The organism is Actibacterium mucosum KCTC 23349, from assembly GCF_000647975.1.
In the GTDB taxonomy this organism is placed as follows: Bacteria; Pseudomonadota; Alphaproteobacteria; order Rhodobacterales; family Rhodobacteraceae; genus Actibacterium; species Actibacterium mucosum.
In genome coordinates, this window is sequence record NZ_JFKE01000005.1 from 151779 (window position 1) to 170646 (window position 18868).

Below are 18868 nucleotides of genomic sequence, written 5' to 3' on the forward strand. Positions count from 1 at the left end.
CGGCACCCTATTCGCCGTAGGGTATCCAGATGTTTTTCACCTCGGTCGCCGCGCGCAGGAAGGTTTTGGCGTCGTGCCCACCCGCCCAATCGCGCGCGTGGCCGTTATTGACCCATGTGCGTTTAAGGTTGCTGGTGGAGGCTTTTTCGATCTCCGCGCTGAGGTTGGTGGACGAAAAGCTCCAGACCGCATCCACATCCATATGCCCGGCCAGTGTCGGGGCCAGATCGGCATGGGCGCCGGTCACGATGTTCACCACACCGCCGGGCACGTCCGAGGTTTCCAGCACCTGGTAGAAATCGGTGGCAGCCAGCGGGTAGGGCTCTGACGGGATCAGCACGCAGGTATTGCCCATGGCAATCGCGGGCGCCATGGCCGAGACGAGGCCCAGCAACGGCGCCTCATCCGCGCAAAGCGCGCCGATCACGCCCACGGGTTCGTTCATCGCCAGGGCCACGCCGCGGATCGGTACGCCATGCGCCGCCCCGTCGAACTTGTCGGCCCAGGCGGCATAGGTGAACAGGCGATCTATGGAGGCCTCAACCTCGGCCTTGCCATCTTTGCCGGTCAGGTCTTTCAGACGCGTGGCAAACTCTCCGGCGCGGGCCGACAGGTTCTCGGCGATGTAATAGAGGATCTGCGCGCGCAGGTGCCCGGTGGTTTTGGCCCAGCCAGCGGCCTTATGCGCGGCCTCCACCGCGTTGCGGATATCCTTGCGGTTGCCGGTGCCCACATGGCCCAGCAGCCGCCCGCGCGCGGTGTAGACGGGCGTGGCATAGCCGGAATCGGGCCGCGCTTGCTTGCCACCCACATAGTTCTTGGCGGTACGGTCCAGCGGGTCGGCCACTTCGGGTTCATCCGGGCGGGCATGTGGGGCGATGGGTTTCAGCGCCTTGGGCTTGGCGGCAGGTTTCAGAAAGGCCTGAATGCCTTCCCAGCCACCTTCGCGCCCAAACCCGCTTTCGCGCACCCCGCCGAACCCGGCCGCCGCGTCAAAGAGGTTGGTGGCGTTCACCCAGACAACCCCGGCCACCAGTTTCGGCGCGATGTCCAGCGCCAGGTTCACATTCTCGGTCCAGACCGTCGCGGCCAGCCCATAGCGGGTGTTATTGGCCAGCGCCACAGCCTCGCCCGGCGTACGGAAGGTGGTGCCGACAAGGACGGGGCCAAAGATCTCGTCCTGCATCAGCGTCGCGGCGGGGCTGAGGCCGGTGATCAGCGTTGGCGGATAAAATGAACCACGTTCAGGCAGCGGGCATTTGGCCACATAGGTCTGCCCTTCGGTATTGGCATCGACCATGTCGGTGATGGTTTTCAGCTGCACCGGGTCGACCACCGCGCCCACGTCGATGCATTTGTCCAGCGGGTCACCGATGCGCAGATTGTCCATGCGCGCCTTGAGGCGGGTATAGAAATCCTCGGCAATGCCTTCCTGCACCAACAGGCGCGATCCGGCACAGCAGACCTGACCCTGGTTAAACCAGATCGCATCCACCAGACCTTCGATAGCACTGTCGATATCGGCGTCGTCGAAGACGATATAAGGGGATTTACCGCCCAGCTCTAACGTCAGAGCCTTTCCGCTGCCCGCCGTCGCCTCGCGGATACGGCGGCCAACCGAGGTGGAGCCGGTGAAAGCGATCTTGTCGATCCCGGAGTGGTTCACGATCATCTCGCCCACCGCGCCGTCGCCGGTCACGATATTCACCACGCCCTTGGGCAGGCCCGCCTGCTGGCAGATATCGGCGAAGAGCAGCGCGGTCAGCGAGGTGTATTCGGCCGGTTTCAGCACCACGGTGTTGCCGGCCGCCAGTGCAGGCGCGACCTTCCAGGCCAGCATCAGCAGCGGGAAGTTCCACGGGATGATCTGACCGCACACGCCATGGGGCGCCATGCCGGGCAACTCGTCATTCATCAGCTGGGCAAGGCCCGCGTGATAATAGAAATGGCGGTGCACCAGCGGGATGTCGATATCGCGGCTTTCGCGGATCGGCTTGCCGTTGTCGAGCGTTTCGAGCACCGCAAACAGGCGGCTGTGTTTCTGGATCAGCCGGGCGATGGCATAAAGATAGCGCGCCCGCTGGTGGCCCGATTTGCGCGCCCAGGGTGCCTGCGCCTTGCGCGCGGCATCCACGGCGGCGTCCACGTCATCCTGCGTGGCCTGGCTGAGTGTCGCCAGCACCTCGCCACTGGCCGGGTTGCAGCTTTCGAACCCGTCGGCAGGCTCGGTAAAGGTGCCGCCGATGAAATGGCCAAACCGGTCGCCGCCATCCACCAGCCACGCCAGCGCCTCGGCCGCGCTTTCGGGCGCGGGGCCGTAATCCATGGTTTCGAATACTTGTTCTATTTCCATCCGAGTACCAGTTAGTTAGCGGTGTTAGTTGTCGTTTCGCCGAAAGCTTGAGAAAAGCTCAGATCGCCAAAAACAAATCGCCCCTGCGTGCCGTCATTTAGCTTCCCTGTTACAGTCCCAGAAATTCCACGCAAGGACCGTGTAATCAAGAGAGTACCGGATCGACCATCATTGCACGTCGTGGGGACGACAATCGTTGGTGTTGTGTCGAGCGAATCATATTTACCTTCGCACCTCAGGCCGTCGATTGTTGCTACCCAAAAATCACCTTCGCCAGAAAGCCGTGCTGTTGCATTTCCCTGAGCAGGCGTTTTCCCAATCGTACCTGTAACAGGAACTGTGAAGCTGGTTGCGCAGCTGCAGAGAAGAATCCCGGAAAGAACTAATTTTAAGAATCTCATCAGTAGTCACTCCTAAACTGATTACTTTACCCCATCGCGTGGCGGTAGCTGGCCGAATACTGGCCGGTGACGTGGTGTTCCAGCTGACGCTCGATATCGCCCAAAAGGGACGAGGCGCCAAAGCGGAACATCTCGGGGCTGAGCCAATGCGGGCCCAGCTCTTCCTTGATCAGGCTCAGGTAAACCAGCGCGTCCTTGGCCTTGGAGATGCCGCCCGCCGGTTTATAGCCCACCCGGTACCCGGTGCGCGCGTGATAGTCGCGGATGGCGCGGATCATCGTCAGGCTGACGGGCAGGGTGGCGTTGACCGGCTCTTTGCCGGTTGAGGTCTTGATGAAATCGGCCCCGGCCATCATGCAGACATAGCTGGCGCGCGCGACATTGCGCAGGGTGCCCAGCTCGCCGGTGGCCAGGATCGCCTTGACATGCGCTTCGCCGCAGGCCTCGCGGAAGGCGGCCATTTCGTCGTAAAGCGCCTTCCAATTGCCCGACAGCACGTGGCGGCGGCTGATGACGATGTCGATCTCGGCCGCGCCCGCCTTGACGCTTTCGCGGATCTCTTCAATGCGCAGATGCAGGGGCGACAGGCCCGCGGGGAAACCGGTAGACACGGCAGCCACCGGGATGGCTGTGCCCTCCAGCGCGTTAACGGCGGTTTCGACCATGTCGTGGTAAACGCAGACCGCACCGGTGGTGATCGGCCCCATCCCCAGCGCGTCCAGAAGATCGGGGCGCACCGGATGCGCTGCCTTGGCACATAACCGCCGTACCCGGCCCGCCGTGTCGTCGCCCGACAGGGTGGTCAGGTCGATCATGGTGATGGCCTTCAAGAGCCACGCGGCCTGATACGCCTTCTTGACCGACCGCCGCCCGGGCAGTGTTTTGGCGCGCCGTTCGATGGCCGAGGTGTTGGCCTGAACGCTTTTCACCCAATCCATGTCCAGCGCCATGCCGGGATTGCGGGTGTGGCCCACCTGCGGCAGGGCCGCCCCGGAAACCGTCGTGTTGGTATCTTGGATATCCATGGTTTCACCCATGCCTTAGCCTCCCGTTGGCTGTTGGCGCCAACGTGGCATGGTTGCCCGGCGATTGGCAAGCGGGCAACGATATGACGCGGCGGCGAATCCCCGCGTATCGCAGCCAAGTTTTTGTGAAAAACTGCGGGCGTCACTTGCCCCAGCGGCAGAGCGGTCCTAGGGTTCGGCCGTTCAATTTGTTAGATCCGATTTATTCAAGAGGTGTCCGAATGACCGCCCCTGCCATTCGCGAACTGGGCCAGCTGGCCGTGCTGGGATCCACCAACCTCGATTTCTTTGCCGCCGCGCTGGGCGCGCGTGCCGCCGACCATGGCATCGCCCTGCAAACCCAAGTGCCCGATTTCGGCACCGCCCGGATGGAGCTGCTGCGCCCCGCCGACCAATCGCCGCTGAAACAGGCGATGGCACAGGGCCCGGCCGCCACCGTGATTGTGGAACGGGCCGAGGATTGCCTGGCCGAGGCGCTGCTGCACCCGCTGTCGATCACCGAGCCCGAGGCCTATCTGGACGCCGCGCTTGAGCCGCTGATGCAGATGATCGCCTCTGCCCGCGAGGCGTTGCCGGGGCCGCTTTTGGTGTTCTCGCTGGTTGCGTTTCATCCGCCGGTTCTGGGGCTGGCCGATGCCGGGCAGGACCATGGCGCCGGTGCGCTGATTGCCAAGGCCAATGCACGGCTGGCCGCCGCAGTGGCCGAGATGGCCGATACCTATCTGCTGGATGCCGCCGCGATGCTGGCCGAGGTTGGCCGGGCGCAGGCCGATCCGGGCGAGTTCTGGCACATGGCCCGCGCGCCGTTTTCCGAGACCTTCGCCCGGCATGCGGCCAACAAGGTGCTGGGCGCTTTGCTGAACCTGCGCGGCATGACGGCGCGGATGCTGGTGATCGACATGGACAACACTCTGTGGGGCGGGGTTCTGGGCGAGGACGGGATCGAGGGCATTCAGATCGGCGGCGCCTATCCCGGTTCGGCCTATCGCAGCTTTCAGCAGGCCCTGCGTGCGCTGGCCGATCGCGGGATCGCGCTGACGCTGGCCTCGAAAAACGACCAAGACCTGGCGTTGCAGGCGCTGGCCGACCACCCTGAGATGGCGCTGCGGCCCGATGATTTTGTCACCCACCGGATCAACTGGACGGAAAAGGCGATCAACATCTCGGAGATGCTGGACGAGATCGCGCTGGGCCCGGCCTCGTGCATGTTCATTGACGACAACCCGGTGGAACGCGGCAAGGTTCAGGGCGCGCTGCCCGAGGTGATTGTGCCCGACTTCCCCGACAGCCCCGCGCAGCTGGCCAATTGGCTGCTGACCAACCCGTTTCTGGAATGTCTGCAACTGACCTCGTCCGACATCAAGCGCAGCGCGCAGTACAAGACCCGCGTGGCCGAGAAAACCGCGCGTGCGGCGTTTGACAATCTGGACGATTTCTATCGCCATCTGGAAATGAAGCTGACGATTGAACCGTTTGGCAAGACCAACCGCCAGCGGGTGCTGCAGCTGTTCCAGAAGACCAACCAGTTCAACGTGACCACGCGGCGCCACGACGCCACGGCGCTGGACGCGATCATTGCCGAGGGCGGGCATGTCTTTGCCATCGGGGCCGAAGATCGCAACCTGCCATACGAGCTGATGGGGGTTCTGGTGCTGCGCGACGACGCGGCGATGGCGGCCTATGCCGATGATCCGATGTTGGGCGTCGGGCGGCGTGACGGGGCGATGTGGGTGGACAGTTTCCTGTTGAGCTGCCGCATTCTGGGCCGCACGCTGGAAAACGCGGTGCTGGCCTGGGCCACGGGATTTGCCAAGTCGAAGGGCGCACATGCGCTGCTGGGGCAGGTGATCAACACCAAGCGCAACACCCCGGCGCGCGGCGTGTTCGAGGGCACAGGCTTTGCCCGCTCGCACGACGCGGGCGAGGATGGCGCGCTGTGGCTGTGGGATCTGGCCGGCGGGGCGGCCGACGTGCCGGACTATTTCGACGTGATCGAAAAGCCGGCCGAAGCGGCGCCCAATACGCTTGCGACGAAACCGAACCCGCTTGCGACGAAACCGAACCCGCTTGCGACGAAACCGAATCCGCTTGCGACGAAACCGAACCCGCTTGCGACGAAACCGAACCCGCTTGCAACGAAACCGAACCCGCTTGCGACGAAACCGAACCCGCTTGCGACGAAACCGAACCCGCTTGCAACGAAACCAAATCCCCTTGCCACGGGCGGCAACCCGCTGGCGACCAAACCCAATCCATTGGCAACAGGTGGTTTGGCAGCACCTGCGCCAAAGACGGGCTCTGGGGTGCCCCTGCCCACCTTTTTCAGGACGTTCTTCAAGCTGGATGACGCATTTGATCTGCAGACCGCAGACATGGACACCGTGCCCGGATGGGATTCGATGGCCCATGTCCGCATGATCATGGAGCTTGAGATCAACCTTGGCCGCAAGCTGCCACTGGAAGTGGCATTTACGGTGAGTTCATTCCAGGACCTGGAACGCGCCCTGGCATCCCTGGATCAGGAAAAAGCTTTGTAATCTTCGGTCAGTTGCGCCAACGGGGTGTTCATGTGGTGCGCCATCACGCCCTGTTCGATCATCGTTGCAGCCAACAACGAATGGACGGGACAGGAATGCGCGGCAAGCGCAACGGAAGGTGCCCCTTCCAGATGTTTGGCATTCGCGGAGTCGATGGCATCTTCGACGCCGTAGTGAAGGCCAACCAGTTTGATCCCGTCCGGGTGGTCTGCCAAAACCTGCTGCAAATCAAGGTATTTCGGTGCCGTCCCGCTTCGCGCATAAAACTCGTTGAGCTGCGCAAAGGACCGCGGAATGCGCTCGCCTATGTTCTTCTGTGCAGCAATGGCCGGATCCCAGACGGTCACGGGGTTCACGGCGATCACATCATCAATACCCAGCAATGCACCCAGCAAAATCGCGGCGTAGCCACCCGATGAGATCCCGACAAAGGTGGTGCGCTCGGCGCCGACGCGGCTGCGAAACACCTTCAGAAACTCGACATTCTCTTCGATATTGTTGGTGAGGCCGGTAAAACCATTATGAAAGGCCAACGGGCCGGTATCGCGGATGAACAGCGCGTTGTCGTCGCGCCCAGCGAAAAAGTCATACCCCTCGTATGTCTTGGTATAAACCGATGCCAACGAGCCGAACACAACGACCAAGTGACCAGACGAACCCGGTACAAACACCGCGTCAGGGCCAATAGTTTCTTCCATGATTACCGCCAAATAGTTGTCTTGAATTGCCCTACTTACAGCATGTCCGCGCAAAGGATGCAAAGAGGGGGTGGCAAACTTCACATTACTTGCACATTTTTGCGCGGAACCGATCTAGGGTTGTGACGATTCGAACAGGGGATTTTCTGTATGTCCATTGAAACCGGAACGGTTCACCACGTTGGCATTGTGATGCATGATTTTGAGTCTGCCACGGATTTCATGCGCAATTTTGGCCATGAAGAAGACTATCGCGGCTTTGTCGATGCGTTTTCATGCTGGTGCATTTTTCTGAAAGCGCCGCAGGGCAGTTCTGCCATTGAATTGGTGGTGCCGGATGGCGGTCCGTTGGCGGACTTCAATCCGCCGGCTGGCGGGCTTCACCATTTTGCATACGAAACCGATGATATCGTGGCTCAGCAGGCCCGGCTGGCCGAACGTGGCATCCGTATGTTGAACGAAGAGCCGGTCAAAGGCGCGGGCAATTTCCTGTGCAATTTTGTGCACCCGTTTTCGACGCGTGGTGTGATCATCGAATATGTTCAGATGCTGTGACGGGTCACATCACAGCACTGATTTGCCAGGGCACGAATTCCACACCACCATAACCCAGCTGTTCGGATTTGGACGCCTCGCCCGATGCAACCCGGATGATCAGCTCGAAAATCTCGGTGCCTTTGTCGGCCATCGAAACGCCTGCGTCGACCATGTCGCCACAGTTCACATCCATATCGGTGGCCATACGGGTATACATCTCGGAATTGGTGGCCAGCTTGATGCCGGGTGTTGGCTGATAGCCCGAAACCGAGCCGCGCCCGGTGGTGAACACGATGATGTTCGAGCCCGAGGCGATCTGACCGGTGACTGACACCGGATCAAATCCGGGGCTGTCCATGAAGACGAACCCCTTTGTTGTGACCGGTTCTGCAAATTTGTAGACGCCGCTCATCGGGGCTGTGCCGCCCTTGGCCACAGCACCCAGTGATTTCTCGAGGATCGTCGTCAGGCCGCCCCGCTTGTTGCCGGGGCTGGGATTATTGTTCATCTCGCCGCCATTGCGGTCGGCGTAGTCTTCCCACCAATGGATGCGATCAATCAGTTTCTGGCCCACCTCGGGACTGACGGCGCGCCGGGTCAGCAGGTGTTCGGCCCCGTAAACTTCGGGCGTTTCCGACAGGATGGTGGTGCCACCTGCCGCGACCAACATGTCGGACGCATATCCCAGCGCCGGGTTCGCGGTGATGCCGGAATAGCTGTCTGAGCCGCCACATTGCATCCCCACCACCAGATCCGAGATCGGCGCGGGCGCGCGGGTGCAGGCATTGGCGATCTCGGCCAGTTCACGGATCTCTTTCAACCCCCGTTCGATGGTGGCCTGCGTGCCACCGGTGTTCTGGATCGTCATGTAACGCAATGCGCCGTCTGGGCGGATCGGTTGCCCTCCAACCAGGTCGGCCACTTGCATCACCTCGCAGCCCAGCCCGATCAGAAGGATACCGGCGAAATTGGGGTGCTGGGCATAGCCCGCGATGGTGCGAAACAGGGTGTCATAGCCCTCGTCGGTTCCGGACATGCCGCAGCCGGTTCCGTGCACGATGGGCACGATCCCATCAACATTTGGAAATTCGTCCAGCAAACCATTGCGCGTTGCTGCCTCGGCAATGAAACGCGCCACTGAACCCGAGCAATTCACCGAGGTCAGGATGCCAAGGTAATTGCGGGTGCCCACTTTACCCGTGGCCCGGTGGAAGCCGTTGAAACTGCGTGTTGTGTCACCCTGGGGCAGGGGCGTCACGTCGGCGCCAATGGCATAGTCTTGCTGATGCGCGCCCATACCAAGGTTATGCACGTGGATATGTTCGCCCGGTTCGATGTCCTGGGTGGCCGCCCCGATGATCTGACCATAGCGGCGCACTACTTGACCGGCTGCTATCGGCGCGCTGGCAATTTTGTGCCCCCGTGGTACGGACTTGACCAGCGGCACGCCCAATCCATCCACATTTGCGCCCGCTTCAAGGTCTTTCAGGGCAATGATCACGTTGTCAGTGTCATGAAGGATCAACGTCGCAGGTGCAGGTGTGGTCATTTGGTGGCTCATGGCTAGAATTGACAGAGCACAATTTGTCACTAACATGCTAGTATGTCAATTCAGGAAGCACCCACCACTCCGATGATCGATATGGACGCCTTGTCCGACCTGTCAGGGTTCCAAGGCACTTTGGCACAACGCGTCTATGCCGTTTTGTTGCGGGCGATCATGACAATGGCCGCGCCGCCCGGTGCGATCCTGCGCAAACCCGAACTGAGCGAGCGGTTGGGCGTGTCGCGATCCCCCCTGACCGAGGCCTTTGCCCGGCTGTCTGCCGATGGGCTGGTGGATATCGTGCCTCAGTCAGGCTCGCGCGTGACGTATCTGTCGTTGGACGAGATTTACGAGGCCAGCTTCTTGCGCACCGCGCTGGAAGTGGCGGCCGTGCGCCACGTCGCCGCGCACCGTGATGCGCACCAGATGGAGGCGCTGGAGCGAAACCTGCGTCTGTTGACCTTTCAGGCGGGCGAGGGCGACTTACAGGCGTTCTTCGAGGTGGACGAAGCGTTTCACGCCCTGTTGTTTCAATTCACCGGGTACAAGCGGGCGGGTACGTTGGTGCGCACGGTTTCTTTGCAGCTGACCCGCGCGCGCCACCTGATCTTGCCGCAGGAAGGGCGGGTGGAATCCACCCTTGCCGAACATGCCGCGATCATGAGCGCCATCCGTGCCGGCAATGCCGCCGCCGCGCAGGCCGCGATGGAGGCGCACCTGGATCTGGTCGCCGAGCGCTTGGCCCCGCTGGCCGAAGAACGACCAGAACTTTTCCGCGCCTAAGCGCCGTTTCACACTGTCTGAGAAAATTGCGCAGCATTGGAGGAGGTGTTTCGAACCATTGGGATGCGTTCTTTGCGGAGCTGGAACGATGGGAGGAGGTTTTGAGTAGGCGCGCGGTGCTTTCTTCTGATGACATCGACCCCCCCCAGTAGCCGCCCGACTGACGTCCACACCGACCACATAAACCCATCACACTCACCCCCAGCCGGCCTTCGTTTCGAGTGACGGGTTTTCTTTTGGAGAATTGCCGCCCGCCATGTCCCGCAGGTCCGATCATCGCACCACGATCCGGGGCACGCCGGAGGAGCATGCCTTGATCGAGGCGGCGACGGGCGGCACGCCCAAGAGCGCGGTTTTGCGCCAGGCGGATTTGGCGCAGGCGGCGAAGCGGCGCAGGACGGCGCAGAGGGTGCCCGCCGAGACCACAAATGTCCGCGCAAAAACCCTGGCTTTGTTGATGACACGTCCGCGCGTTGCCCAGTTCAAGCGCGCGGCCAAGGCCGCGGAAGACCAGCCGGTGCTGGACGATGACCTGCGCGCTAAAATCCGCGACTGCCATGCCTTTCTGAAGGAGCTGCGCGACCAGCTTTTGGATGCATTAAGGGGGATCGCATCTTTCGGGTGGCATTGGGGCTGAAGGCGCTGCCTCTCGCTCCGCTCGAACGCGCCTTTGCCGAGATCGAAGCCACCGCCCTTGACACCAAATCGGTGCAGCCGTTCTTCAGCGTCTCGATCAACCCACCCGCCGAGCGCGACGCTTTGATGGCCAAGATCTCCGGCGGCTCTCCTGCGGCCAAAGGCGCGGTGCGCAACGGATTTGCCAAAGCGGCATGTGCTTCAGGTGTCGAACGGGCTGTTCATGGAAGACGCGCGCTTGGTCGCACAGGCGTACCCGAACGTTGAACGGCGCGAAGTGGATATCGACGCGATGGCGGCAGATATCTACACCTCGCCGCAGAAATTCGGTGTAATTCTGGTCTCCAATATGTTTGGCGACATCCTGTCGAACCTCGCCGTGGCCTTGTCGGGAAGCCTCGGGCTGGCGAACCCACTGGGACTAGTGCAAAGCGCAGCCCTTTTGCTCGAATGGTTGGGACATTGCCACGAAAATCAGGCATATATCAATGTTGCCGGCGCGATGATGGCCGCCGTAGATTCAACGCTTTCCAGTGCCGAGACCCGCACTTCAGACTTGGGCGGTACGGCCAATAAGACAGATGTGGGTAGGGCGTTGGTGATGGCATTGCGAGCGAATGTTTAGCCCCGTTCTTGGGCCACTGGTTTGAGCTTTCGCTATGATTCTTTGTGGCACTGGAGTCCGCATGTTGGATCACGAGAGTTATCGTCACCCATCTGCATTACGATTATGCAGGCGGTCTGCACCGCTTTTCCAACGCCACGATGCAACTGCAGGCGGCAGGGATGGCCTTTACCGCTGCCACGATATGTCCTTTTACAGACCACAGAGCATTGAGAGCGTGCGAGTGAACCACTTGCGCGCCATGTGAGCCAGTCCGGCAAAGAAAAGAAATGCTTTGTGCGTTGCCAGCTTTCCGGACGGTTGCGTTTGAGCTAGCAGAGTTTTGGAAGTTGCATTTCGGGGATATTGTGCCCCCAGAAACCTGCAGTAGTTCATGCGCTGTTGCGTTGATTTCTGTCGCAATAACCGCCGCACCGTGGCCTGCCCAGAGAATAAAATCTTGCCTCTGATCTCCCTTAGGAGCGACCGAAACACCTTAACCATCTTCCCCTACAAGCACCAAAGCGCAGGTGGCGTCAAATCCAATACCAGCAACATCGCTCGCGGCGACAGTGGATATGGAAAGCGCTGACTTTACAGAAGTACAAACCGCATCCCAAACCTGTTCTGAGGATTACAGAGCAAAGTCAGTCGCCGGTCGCCAGACATCGACCGCCTCGGAATGTGAGGCGATGAGCTGACCGGTTGCATCAAAGACACCAGCGCGCGCTTTGTGTTCCAACATCAACACCTATGAAGTAGCTCATGCGTCAATCAATCTGTTCGAGGTCGTCTTCAAGGGCCGTCATGTCTTCGCCGCCAGCCATAAGGTTCAATACGTCCTCACGTGACTTTTCATTACGCTTGAAGCGAGCCGCGACTTCGCCTTGGATAAGAACGCAGAAATCATCGCCAACGCTCATAGCGTGGCGTGCGTTGTGCGTGATGAAGACAATACCAACACCGTTTTGACGCGCCACTCGCATCATTTTGAGAACCATTGAGGCTTCCTTGACGCCCAAGGCCGACGTGGGCTCATCCAGGATCAACATCTTGGCCCCGAAATACATCGCGCGCCCGATTGCCAGGACTTGGCGCTCTCCACCCGACATTGTTCCGACCAATTGGTCGCCATTTTCAACCCGCGTGAGGCCAAATTTCCGCATTTGTTCGACTGCAATTTTGTTGGCCTTTTTGGTGTCGATGCTGCGAAATGGCCACTTGCCTTTGATCGGCTCTGCGCCAAGGAAGAAATTGCGCCCCACGCTCATCAAGGGAATGGAGCCGACATTCTGGTGAACCGTCGCAATACCACGCTGCCTTGCGTCTCTTGGGCCCGTGAAACGGGTTTCTGAGGCTTCAAACAACACTGTGCCATTGGTGGGCTGATGGTAGCCGGAAAGCACTTTAATAAGCGTAGATTTACCTGCGCCGTTGTCGCCCAGCAAACAAAGGATCTTGCCTGGGTGAACCTGCATCGAAATGTCTTTCAAAGCTTTCGTCGAACCGAAAAACTTGTCGACATTTCGCAGCTCCATGAGTGGATGTGTCATACGCAGCTCCTATTTCGACGTCAGCGCGAGTCGGCGCACGTAGTTGTTGGCCAACACCGCGAGTGCCAGCAACAAGCCGAGGAAAAGTTGGATCCAATCGGTGTTCCAGCCGGTATAGAAAATCCCGCTTGAGATTACGCCAAACAAGGCGGTGCCGAACACGATGCCCACCACAGAGCCATAGCCTCCGGTCAAAAGCACACCGCCGATGACCGCAACAATCGGCGCTTGAAAGACGTACCCCATGCCGTAGGTCGAATTGCCTGAATTCCACTGAATCCCCTGTAGAATACCCACCAAAGCCGCAGCAACACCCGTTGCGACAAACAACGTGATCTTCACGCGCTCAACGGGCACACCTGCCGCGCGGGCAGAGTCCTCGTTTCCACCGGTTGCATAAATCCAATTTCCAAAAGCTGTACGTGACAACACCCGATAGCCAATAAATGCAATCAACAGCCACCAAAGGATTGAAATGTTCGCCTGTCCCCACCGGAAAGCGAAAACCATTTTAGCGCTATCTGAAGCAAATATTGAAGAAGACGTCACATTCGCGATTAAGCGAGAAGTGCCCATCGTCGCACCGATTACAATGAAATTCGTCGCCAAGGTTACGATGAAAGAGGGCAATTTTGTTTTGACAACAACCAAGCCGTTACAAAGGCCGATCAATCCACCGGCGGTCAAAGCCAGTACAATCATTGGCCATGTTGGTCCGCCGAATTGGTTGGTACCCAAGGCCAGGATCATCGAAGCGGCGCCGACCGTCGACCCTATTGAAAGATCGAACTCACCCGAGATCATGAGCAGGCCGACTGGTATCGCGACGATCCCCAGCTCGGCTGCGAGGTTTAGCCAGCCTGCTGTACCGTTGATGGAAACAAATCCCGTTCCCGGGGTAGCCAGCGCAAAGAACACGTAGGTGAGGAGAAAGGCTGCGAACGCGCCCGTCTCCGGTTTTTTTAGGTATTTGGTCACTCTTTTTAACCTTCAAAGAGAGTTAGAATGGGGGGCTTAAGAAGCCCCGCGCACCCCTGCGTGCTTTTTGTTGACTTCGAGTGTGGCATCGACATTCGAACTATCAATCACCAGTGGTCCAGTTTTGACGTGCCCAATTGGCTGCAGACCATAGTTCAGGAACTGGAACGCAACCTGCATGGACATAAAACCCTGAAGGTAAGGCTGCTGATCCATTGCAAAGGCCAAATCACCGTTCTTGATCGCAATCAATGCCTCGTTTGAAAGATCGGCGGTCCCAATCAAAACGTCACCCTTGCGACCCACCTCATCTACCGCCCGCAGTGCTGACATCGCCGGAACCGCATTAAGTGTGTAGATTCCGTCGATTCCGGGATTGGCTTGCAGCGTGCCCTTAATTGCTTGGGTCATGGCCTGAGGGTTGGTGGCATCGCCTGTACCGATCGTTTGATAGATCGTTTCTACACCCGCTGCTTCCATTGCGGCGACGAATCCATTGCAGCGCTCTTCAACCGTCGGGTTTCCGGGCACTTGGTTAAAGCAAAGCCCCAGCTTTACGCCAGCTTCGGCCTGGATCTCGCCCGCTTTGTACCCCATCTGAAAAGGGTCTTCCCCGATAAATCCGATAGAACCATTGTCTTGCCACAGCGTCTGGCCTGAATTGTGGATGAGAACAGGAATACCGGCAGCGGTCGCTTCGCGGATCAGTGGATCCATTCCATCTGGAAAGAATTCGCCCACAAGTAACATGCTCGGATTACGGCTTATCGCCTGTTGGAGCAACCGTGGGTAGTCGCTTGTCATGTTGGATGTATCGGTGACGGCAATGTATTGGTAGTCGATACCAAAGGTTTCTGCGCCTTCATCGAAACCTTGCTTGACTGCCGCGAAAAACGGCCAAGAAAGAGGGCCACTGACGACAAGTATTGGGCCGTCATTGTCTGCAACGGCAGGGACAACCGATGACATGGCAACCGCCGCACCGACGGTGAGCGACTTGATCAGGTTTGAGAACATTTTTTACCTCCTTGCTCGTCGAAGTTCCCGCTTCGGTCTCCTCCCGAGCTTTGTCCGACCTGGACCATCAACCATCGATTCAGGCTCTTTGTCAATAATTATTCAGACTGAATTACTATTGACGTGTGACGTCTGGTTTCGATACCTTCGGTGCTCAGAGCAGTGCTCTGGATCGTTGATAAGCCAGTCTTCGAGAGGCGCTGTCAGGAGGAAAGAATTTTGAGAACAGTGTTATGTTACGGTGACTCAAACACTTACGGACAAACCACCGCAAATAAGCCGGACGACCGGTATCGCCATGACGTGCGTTGGCCAGGGGTGTTGCGTAAGCTCCTTGGGTTAGATTGGCTTGTTATCGAAGAAGGCTTGAGTGGTCGAACAACCGTGAGTGACGATCCAATTGAGGGTGCCGAAAAAAACGGTCGGTCCTATTTGCGCCCCTGTATCATGAGCCACAAACCGCTTGACTTGATCGTTATCATGCTTGGCACAAATGATCTAAAAATTCGTTTCAACAAAACCCCTGGGGAAATTGCCATGGGAGTCGGCGCATTGATCACGGATATCAAATCAATGCCTGCTGGCGTAGATGGTCGGATCCCTGAAATACTGGTGGTCGCTCCGCCTCCAACTGCACCTGATTTGAAAGAATGGGCACCTGTTTTTGAGGGCGCCTATGAAAAATCCAGGTCCCTTGCCCTTCATTTCGAACGAATTGCAAACGCGCATGAGGCGCATTTTTTCGATTCAGCCCTGGTTGTGAAGTCTTCGAACGAGGACGGGTTTCATTTAGATGCACAGGCGCATAGTGATTTAGGACACGCTATTGCAGAAGAAATTGCATCCATTGGTTGGCCAGGATAATGCGCTACCTTCGATCAAAGTTAGGAGCGCGTCTTGCCTGATATGAGATTTTCGCCACCACCGCCCGTCCGACGCTCCAGCGATGCCAGCGGCATGAATCAAATGGTCGCGCGCAGTTTGAACGAACGTCTGATCATGTCGATGCTGCTTCAATGTGACGGCATGACGCGAAACGAACTGGTGCAGGCAAGCGGTTTGTCGGCTCAGACAATCTCAGTGATTGTTCGCGCCCTCGAGGCCGAAAAGCTAATTGTAAAAGGGAACGCGGTAAAGGGGCGAGTGGGTCCTCCGAGCAGGCCAATCAACCTCAACCCGAACGGTGCATTTGCCATCGGGCTGAACGTTCGCAGCACTGAGGTCACTGCCATTGTTGTAAACCTACTTGGCCAAGAGGTGGCAGGCTTGAGCCAGGGTCTCGCTGACACTTCGTCGGAGGCCTTGCACGAAGCCATTAAACAGATGATCAAAACGCTAGAGGTGGATTGCGGCAAAAGGAGATGGTCTCGACTGATCGGAGTCGGCCTCACCTTACCCCGGCCAAACGCGAGAATGGCGATCTCGGAGACAGAACTCGACGCTGCAAATCTGGAGAGCTTTCTGACATCCTTAGTCGGGCGGGATGTTCATATTCAGGAAGAAATGACTGCGCTTGTGAGCGCCGAGGCGATCTTTGGTGCGGCGCGCAAAGGCACTGACTATTTGCAATGTTTTGTCGATACCGACCTGCACACTCGTGTTTGTTTGGACGGCAGAATTTACTCTGGGAACGTCGCCAAAGGGAAAGACAACCTTGTTCATAACGACGGTACAAATTCGGAAAAATGGCTCGATGACACCGCAGATGCTTTGGTTGAGCGGATTGAATCCCTCGCGCAATTCATCACGACGCCCATCGTGGTGATCTCTTCAGCCTACTCGTCTGATACGACGCGAAAGCTGAGTTATGCGGTTCAGAAACTGGTGGGACCAAGCAAAGAAATCCTGCCGAGTTCCTTTGGCTCGCAGGCGCTTTGCATAGGAGCTGCAGCACTCCCATTTCAGGTGCGATTTGTGGCAAAGGTGGATTAGGCCTGCCGCGCGGAGCTCTTGCGTAGCTCTAGCGAAGCGGGCCGGGTGGCACGGTCGAGATTGGCGTAAACGGCTGGAACCAATCCGCCAAGTGATTTGTGTGGTCGCTGTGTATTGAGTCGATCCTCCAGTTTTCAATGATCTGTCGGGCTTCGGCGAGATTGCCGAAGATAAGTTCATTCAGACACTGCGTTTCGCAGACGGCCATTAGAGCTTTCCACGAACGCGTTTTGCACTGACTTACCGGGCGTGAAGTAGTGCCAGCCGACACCCGTATCCTGGCACCATCGGAGAAACGCGTGAGATGTCATCTCCGTTCCATTGTCGCTGCCAATCATATCTGGCTGAACGCAACGCCGGATCAGGTTGTCCAGTTCACGGATCATCCGCGCCCCGGACAACCAGCGATCCACGACTGTTGCCAGTGCCCCACGGGTGCAGTCATCCACAATCTGATCCTCCCCCACTGAAGTCGGCCTCCGCTGCGTTTAGGAGCGCAGCGAGGAAACACTTGCCCAACAAGCGACCAAAGCCCGAAGAGATAGTCACGAAGCTACGGCAGGTTGAGGTGACCCGAAAAAAGAAGAAATGGTGGGCGACCCTGGAATCGAACCAGGCGTGAGTCGCCTCGAGGGAGTTACAGTCCCCTGCCACACCTTGCGGCCTGTCGCCCAACCTGGCGTGCTGGATAGCCCCGACCGGCAAGGGCGTCAACATGAAAATTGCTTGCGGTTCCGGTTTCAACTCGTCATGTTCGCCGACCTGAACGAAAGGGTCCCGTGACCATGAAAAAACCGGCTTGGGTAGTTGAAAAAGAACGTGCCAAACGCGCAGCCGCGGCAGAGACCGTTTGGCTGTTTGGCCTGCATGCAGTTCGCGATGCGTTGATGAACCCGGCGCGTCAAAAACTGCGGCTGGTGCTGACCCGCAACGCCGCCGACAAGCTGGTCGAGGCGATTGCCGCCGGTGGGATCGAGCCCGAAATGGCGGACCCGCGAAAATTTCCGGTGCCGTTGGATCCGGGATCCGTCCACCAGGGCGCGGCGCTGGAGGTGAAGCCGCTGAACTGGGGCAGCCTCAGCGACGTTGCAATTGGTGGCGAGGGGATGCCTCGGTTGGTGCTGCTGGACCGGGTGACCGACCCGCATAACGTGGGTGCGATCCTACGCTCGGCCGAGGTGTTCGGAGCCCGCGCGGTGATTGCGCCGCACCGCCATTCGGCACCGGAAACCGGGGCGCTGGCGAAAACCGCGTCCGGCGCGTTAGAGCGGCAGCCTTACCTGCGGGTTAAGAATCTTGGCGACACGATGCTGCAATTGCGCGACATGGGTTATTACATGATCGGGCTGGATGGCGAAGGACAGGTGGCCCTGCATGACGCCGCCCTGGCCGAGGCCGACCGCCCTCTGGCACTGGTGATGGGGGCAGAAGGGCCCGGACTGCGCGCCCGCACGCGCGAACTGTGTGACGTGCTGGCCCGTATCCCGTTCTCGGGCGACTTTGGCTCTCTCAACGTGTCAAATGCCGCCGCCGTAGCGCTTTATGCGGCCCGCGCCGCGACAGAGGCCAGGCTCACGAACAGTTAAACAGTCCTTCACACTTCTATTACATCGTTTGGACCTGTCGAAAGACGTACCTATCTATTCACGTGAGGCACGAAACCGGAACCGTCGTGCTTTCACTGTCCCTCGTTCCACAACTGGCGCCCGTCCTCTTGGATCGGGCGCTTTTTTCTGGTTGAGTGCCGGCATGAGTGACTATTCAGATCCGTATCTTCGCAAGCTGCTGACACGGGCGCAGAACATCGCCGTTGTGGGCGTGTCTCTGAACCCCGTTCGGCCCAGCTATTACGTTGCGCGATATCTTGGCCGGAAGGGCAAGCGTGTGATCCCGGTAAACCCGGTGGCCGCAGGCGAAACCTTGTTCGGCGAAACGGTCTATGCCTCGTTGTCAGACATCCCCGCCGACACGAAGGTGGACATGGTTGATATCTTTCGCCGATCTGAATTCGTACCGCCTATTGTGGACGAGGCGATGGAAAGTTTTCCGGGGTTGAAGACAGTTTGGATGCAGATTGGCGTCAGCCATGCAGAGGCCGCCGCCAAGGCCGAGGCCGCGGGGCTGGACGTGGTGCAGAACCGGTGCCCCAAAATTGAATACCAGCGGTTGTTTGGCGAGCTGCGGATGGGCGGTTTTAATACCGGGATCATCTCGTCAAAGCTCTGACGCCCTCAATTCTGCCGCATTGCGCCGTTAGGCTTGCCTGAA

The 18868-nt window shown here is 58.7% G+C and carries 19 protein-coding genes, 1 tRNA gene and 1 pseudogene; 11 read left to right on the forward strand and 10 right to left on the reverse strand.

The window, feature by feature from the left end; genetic code table 11:
- Nucleotides 1–7 precede the first annotated feature (7 nt).
- The 3 genes from ACMU_RS12660 to deoC are packed head-to-tail and all read right to left on the reverse strand — an operon-like array spanning nt 8 to nt 3779.
- On the reverse strand, nt 8–2353 hold the full coding sequence (locus tag ACMU_RS12660; RefSeq protein ID WP_035260137.1) for an aldehyde dehydrogenase family protein: 2346 nt from the start codon (nt 2351–2353) through the stop codon (nt 8–10).
- Between the two features lie 11 nt (nt 2354–2364).
- Nucleotides 2365–2754: a hypothetical protein gene (locus ACMU_RS19300; protein WP_152544607.1), complete on the reverse strand. Its 390-nt coding sequence runs from the start codon at nt 2752–2754 to the stop codon at nt 2365–2367.
- Nucleotides 2755–2780: 26 nt separating this feature from the next.
- Nucleotides 2781–3779, reverse strand: a complete 999-nt coding sequence (gene deoC, locus ACMU_RS12665) for a deoxyribose-phosphate aldolase (RefSeq protein WP_051588350.1) — start codon at nt 3777–3779, stop codon at nt 2781–2783.
- A 221-nt stretch (nt 3780–4000) separates the two neighbouring features.
- Between deoC and ACMU_RS18840 the strand changes: the two genes are divergently transcribed.
- The gene (locus ACMU_RS18840) at nt 4001–6316 is read left to right on the forward strand and encodes an HAD-IIIC family phosphatase (protein WP_051588321.1); all 2316 of its coding nucleotides are present in this window, start codon (nt 4001–4003) and stop codon (nt 6314–6316) included.
- Here the strand turns inward: ACMU_RS18840 and ACMU_RS12675 are convergent.
- A complete protein-coding gene (locus tag ACMU_RS12675) occupies nt 6298–7014 on the reverse strand; it encodes a hypothetical protein (RefSeq protein ID WP_035260139.1) in 717 nt (238 codons plus the stop codon). The genes ACMU_RS18840 and ACMU_RS12675 overlap by 19 nt on opposite strands.
- A 150-nt stretch (nt 7015–7164) precedes the next feature.
- Here ACMU_RS12675 and ACMU_RS12680 point away from each other — a divergent pair, with 150 nt between their 5' ends.
- Nucleotides 7165–7569 (forward strand): VOC family protein, encoded by a 405-nt coding sequence (locus ACMU_RS12680; RefSeq protein WP_035260140.1) that lies wholly within the window; start codon nt 7165–7167, stop codon nt 7567–7569.
- Between the two features lie 4 nt (nt 7570–7573).
- Here ACMU_RS12680 and ACMU_RS12685 read toward each other — a convergent pair whose 3' ends face one another.
- Nucleotides 7574–9100 carry a UxaA family hydrolase gene (locus ACMU_RS12685; protein ID WP_035260142.1) on the reverse strand — a complete coding sequence of 509 codons (1527 nt, stop codon included), beginning with the start codon at nt 9098–9100 and terminating at the stop codon, nt 7574–7576.
- Between the two features lie 54 nt (nt 9101–9154).
- Here ACMU_RS12685 and ACMU_RS12690 point away from each other — a divergent pair, with 54 nt between their 5' ends.
- The 5 genes from ACMU_RS12690 (at nt 9155) to ACMU_RS19925 (ending at nt 11368) form a co-directional block, all read left to right on the forward strand.
- On the forward strand, nt 9155–9880 hold the full coding sequence (locus tag ACMU_RS12690; RefSeq protein WP_051588322.1) for a GntR family transcriptional regulator: 726 nt from the start codon (nt 9155–9157) through the stop codon (nt 9878–9880).
- A 313-nt stretch (nt 9881–10193) separates the two neighbouring features.
- Nucleotides 10194–10517 (forward strand): hypothetical protein, encoded by a 324-nt coding sequence (locus ACMU_RS12695; protein WP_152544609.1) that lies wholly within the window; start codon nt 10194–10196, stop codon nt 10515–10517.
- Complete coding sequence (locus tag ACMU_RS18845; protein ID WP_152544610.1) at nt 10508–10783, forward strand: hypothetical protein; 276 nt, start codon at nt 10508–10510, stop codon at nt 10781–10783. Before ACMU_RS12695 ends, ACMU_RS18845 begins: the two co-directional genes overlap by 10 nt.
- Nucleotides 10740–11141, forward strand: a complete 402-nt coding sequence (locus ACMU_RS12700) for an isocitrate/isopropylmalate family dehydrogenase (protein ID WP_051588324.1) — start codon at nt 10740–10742, stop codon at nt 11139–11141. Before ACMU_RS18845 ends, ACMU_RS12700 begins: the two co-directional genes overlap by 44 nt.
- Before the next feature lie 44 nt (nt 11142–11185).
- Nucleotides 11186–11368, forward strand: a complete 183-nt coding sequence (locus ACMU_RS19925) for an MBL fold metallo-hydrolase (protein ID WP_081805525.1) — start codon at nt 11186–11188, stop codon at nt 11366–11368.
- 522 nt (nt 11369–11890) lie between these two features.
- On the opposite strand, the gene ACMU_RS12710 is transcribed toward ACMU_RS19925, so the two are convergent.
- The 3 genes from ACMU_RS12710 to ACMU_RS12720 are packed head-to-tail and all read right to left on the reverse strand — an operon-like array spanning nt 11891 to nt 14668.
- Entirely contained in the window at nt 11891–12673 is a 783-nt protein-coding gene (locus tag ACMU_RS12710; protein ID WP_035260615.1) for an ATP-binding cassette domain-containing protein, read from the reverse strand.
- Between the two features lie 9 nt (nt 12674–12682).
- A complete protein-coding gene (locus tag ACMU_RS12715; protein WP_035260148.1) occupies nt 12683–13651 on the reverse strand; it encodes an ABC transporter permease in 969 nt (322 codons plus the stop codon).
- A gap of 36 nt (nt 13652–13687) precedes the next feature.
- Nucleotides 13688–14668 carry a sugar ABC transporter substrate-binding protein gene (locus ACMU_RS12720; RefSeq protein ID WP_035260151.1) on the reverse strand — a complete coding sequence of 327 codons (981 nt, stop codon included), beginning with the start codon at nt 14666–14668 and terminating at the stop codon, nt 13688–13690.
- 228 nt (nt 14669–14896) lie between these two features.
- Here ACMU_RS12720 and ACMU_RS12725 point away from each other — a divergent pair, with 228 nt between their 5' ends.
- Together ACMU_RS12725 and ACMU_RS12730 are read left to right on the forward strand one after the other, a co-directional pair.
- Nucleotides 14897–15532, forward strand: a complete 636-nt coding sequence (locus ACMU_RS12725) for an SGNH/GDSL hydrolase family protein (RefSeq protein WP_236626265.1) — start codon at nt 14897–14899, stop codon at nt 15530–15532.
- A 102-nt stretch (nt 15533–15634) separates the two neighbouring features.
- Nucleotides 15635–16600, forward strand: a complete 966-nt coding sequence (locus ACMU_RS12730; RefSeq protein WP_051588325.1) for an ROK family protein — start codon at nt 15635–15637, stop codon at nt 16598–16600.
- Here the strand turns inward: ACMU_RS12730 and ACMU_RS19770 are convergent.
- A pseudogene (locus ACMU_RS19770) lies at nt 16597–17052 on the reverse strand (integrase core domain-containing protein); the annotation flags it as partial. The gene ACMU_RS12730 and the pseudogene ACMU_RS19770 overlap by 4 nt on opposite strands.
- A 137-nt stretch (nt 17053–17189) precedes the next feature.
- A tRNA-Tyr gene (locus tag ACMU_RS19305) sits at nt 17190–17273 on the reverse strand.
- Nucleotides 17274–17385: 112 nt separating this feature from the next.
- Here ACMU_RS19305 and rlmB point away from each other — a divergent pair.
- Together rlmB and ACMU_RS12745 are read left to right on the forward strand one after the other, a co-directional pair.
- Nucleotides 17386–18186: a 23S rRNA (guanosine(2251)-2'-O)-methyltransferase RlmB gene (rlmB, locus tag ACMU_RS12740; RefSeq protein ID WP_035260154.1), complete on the forward strand. Its 801-nt coding sequence runs from the start codon at nt 17386–17388 to the stop codon at nt 18184–18186.
- A 163-nt stretch (nt 18187–18349) separates the two neighbouring features.
- On the forward strand, nt 18350–18826 hold the full coding sequence (locus tag ACMU_RS12745; RefSeq protein ID WP_035260156.1) for a CoA-binding protein: 477 nt from the start codon (nt 18350–18352) through the stop codon (nt 18824–18826).
- The last annotated feature ends 42 nt before the right edge of the window (nt 18827–18868 follow it).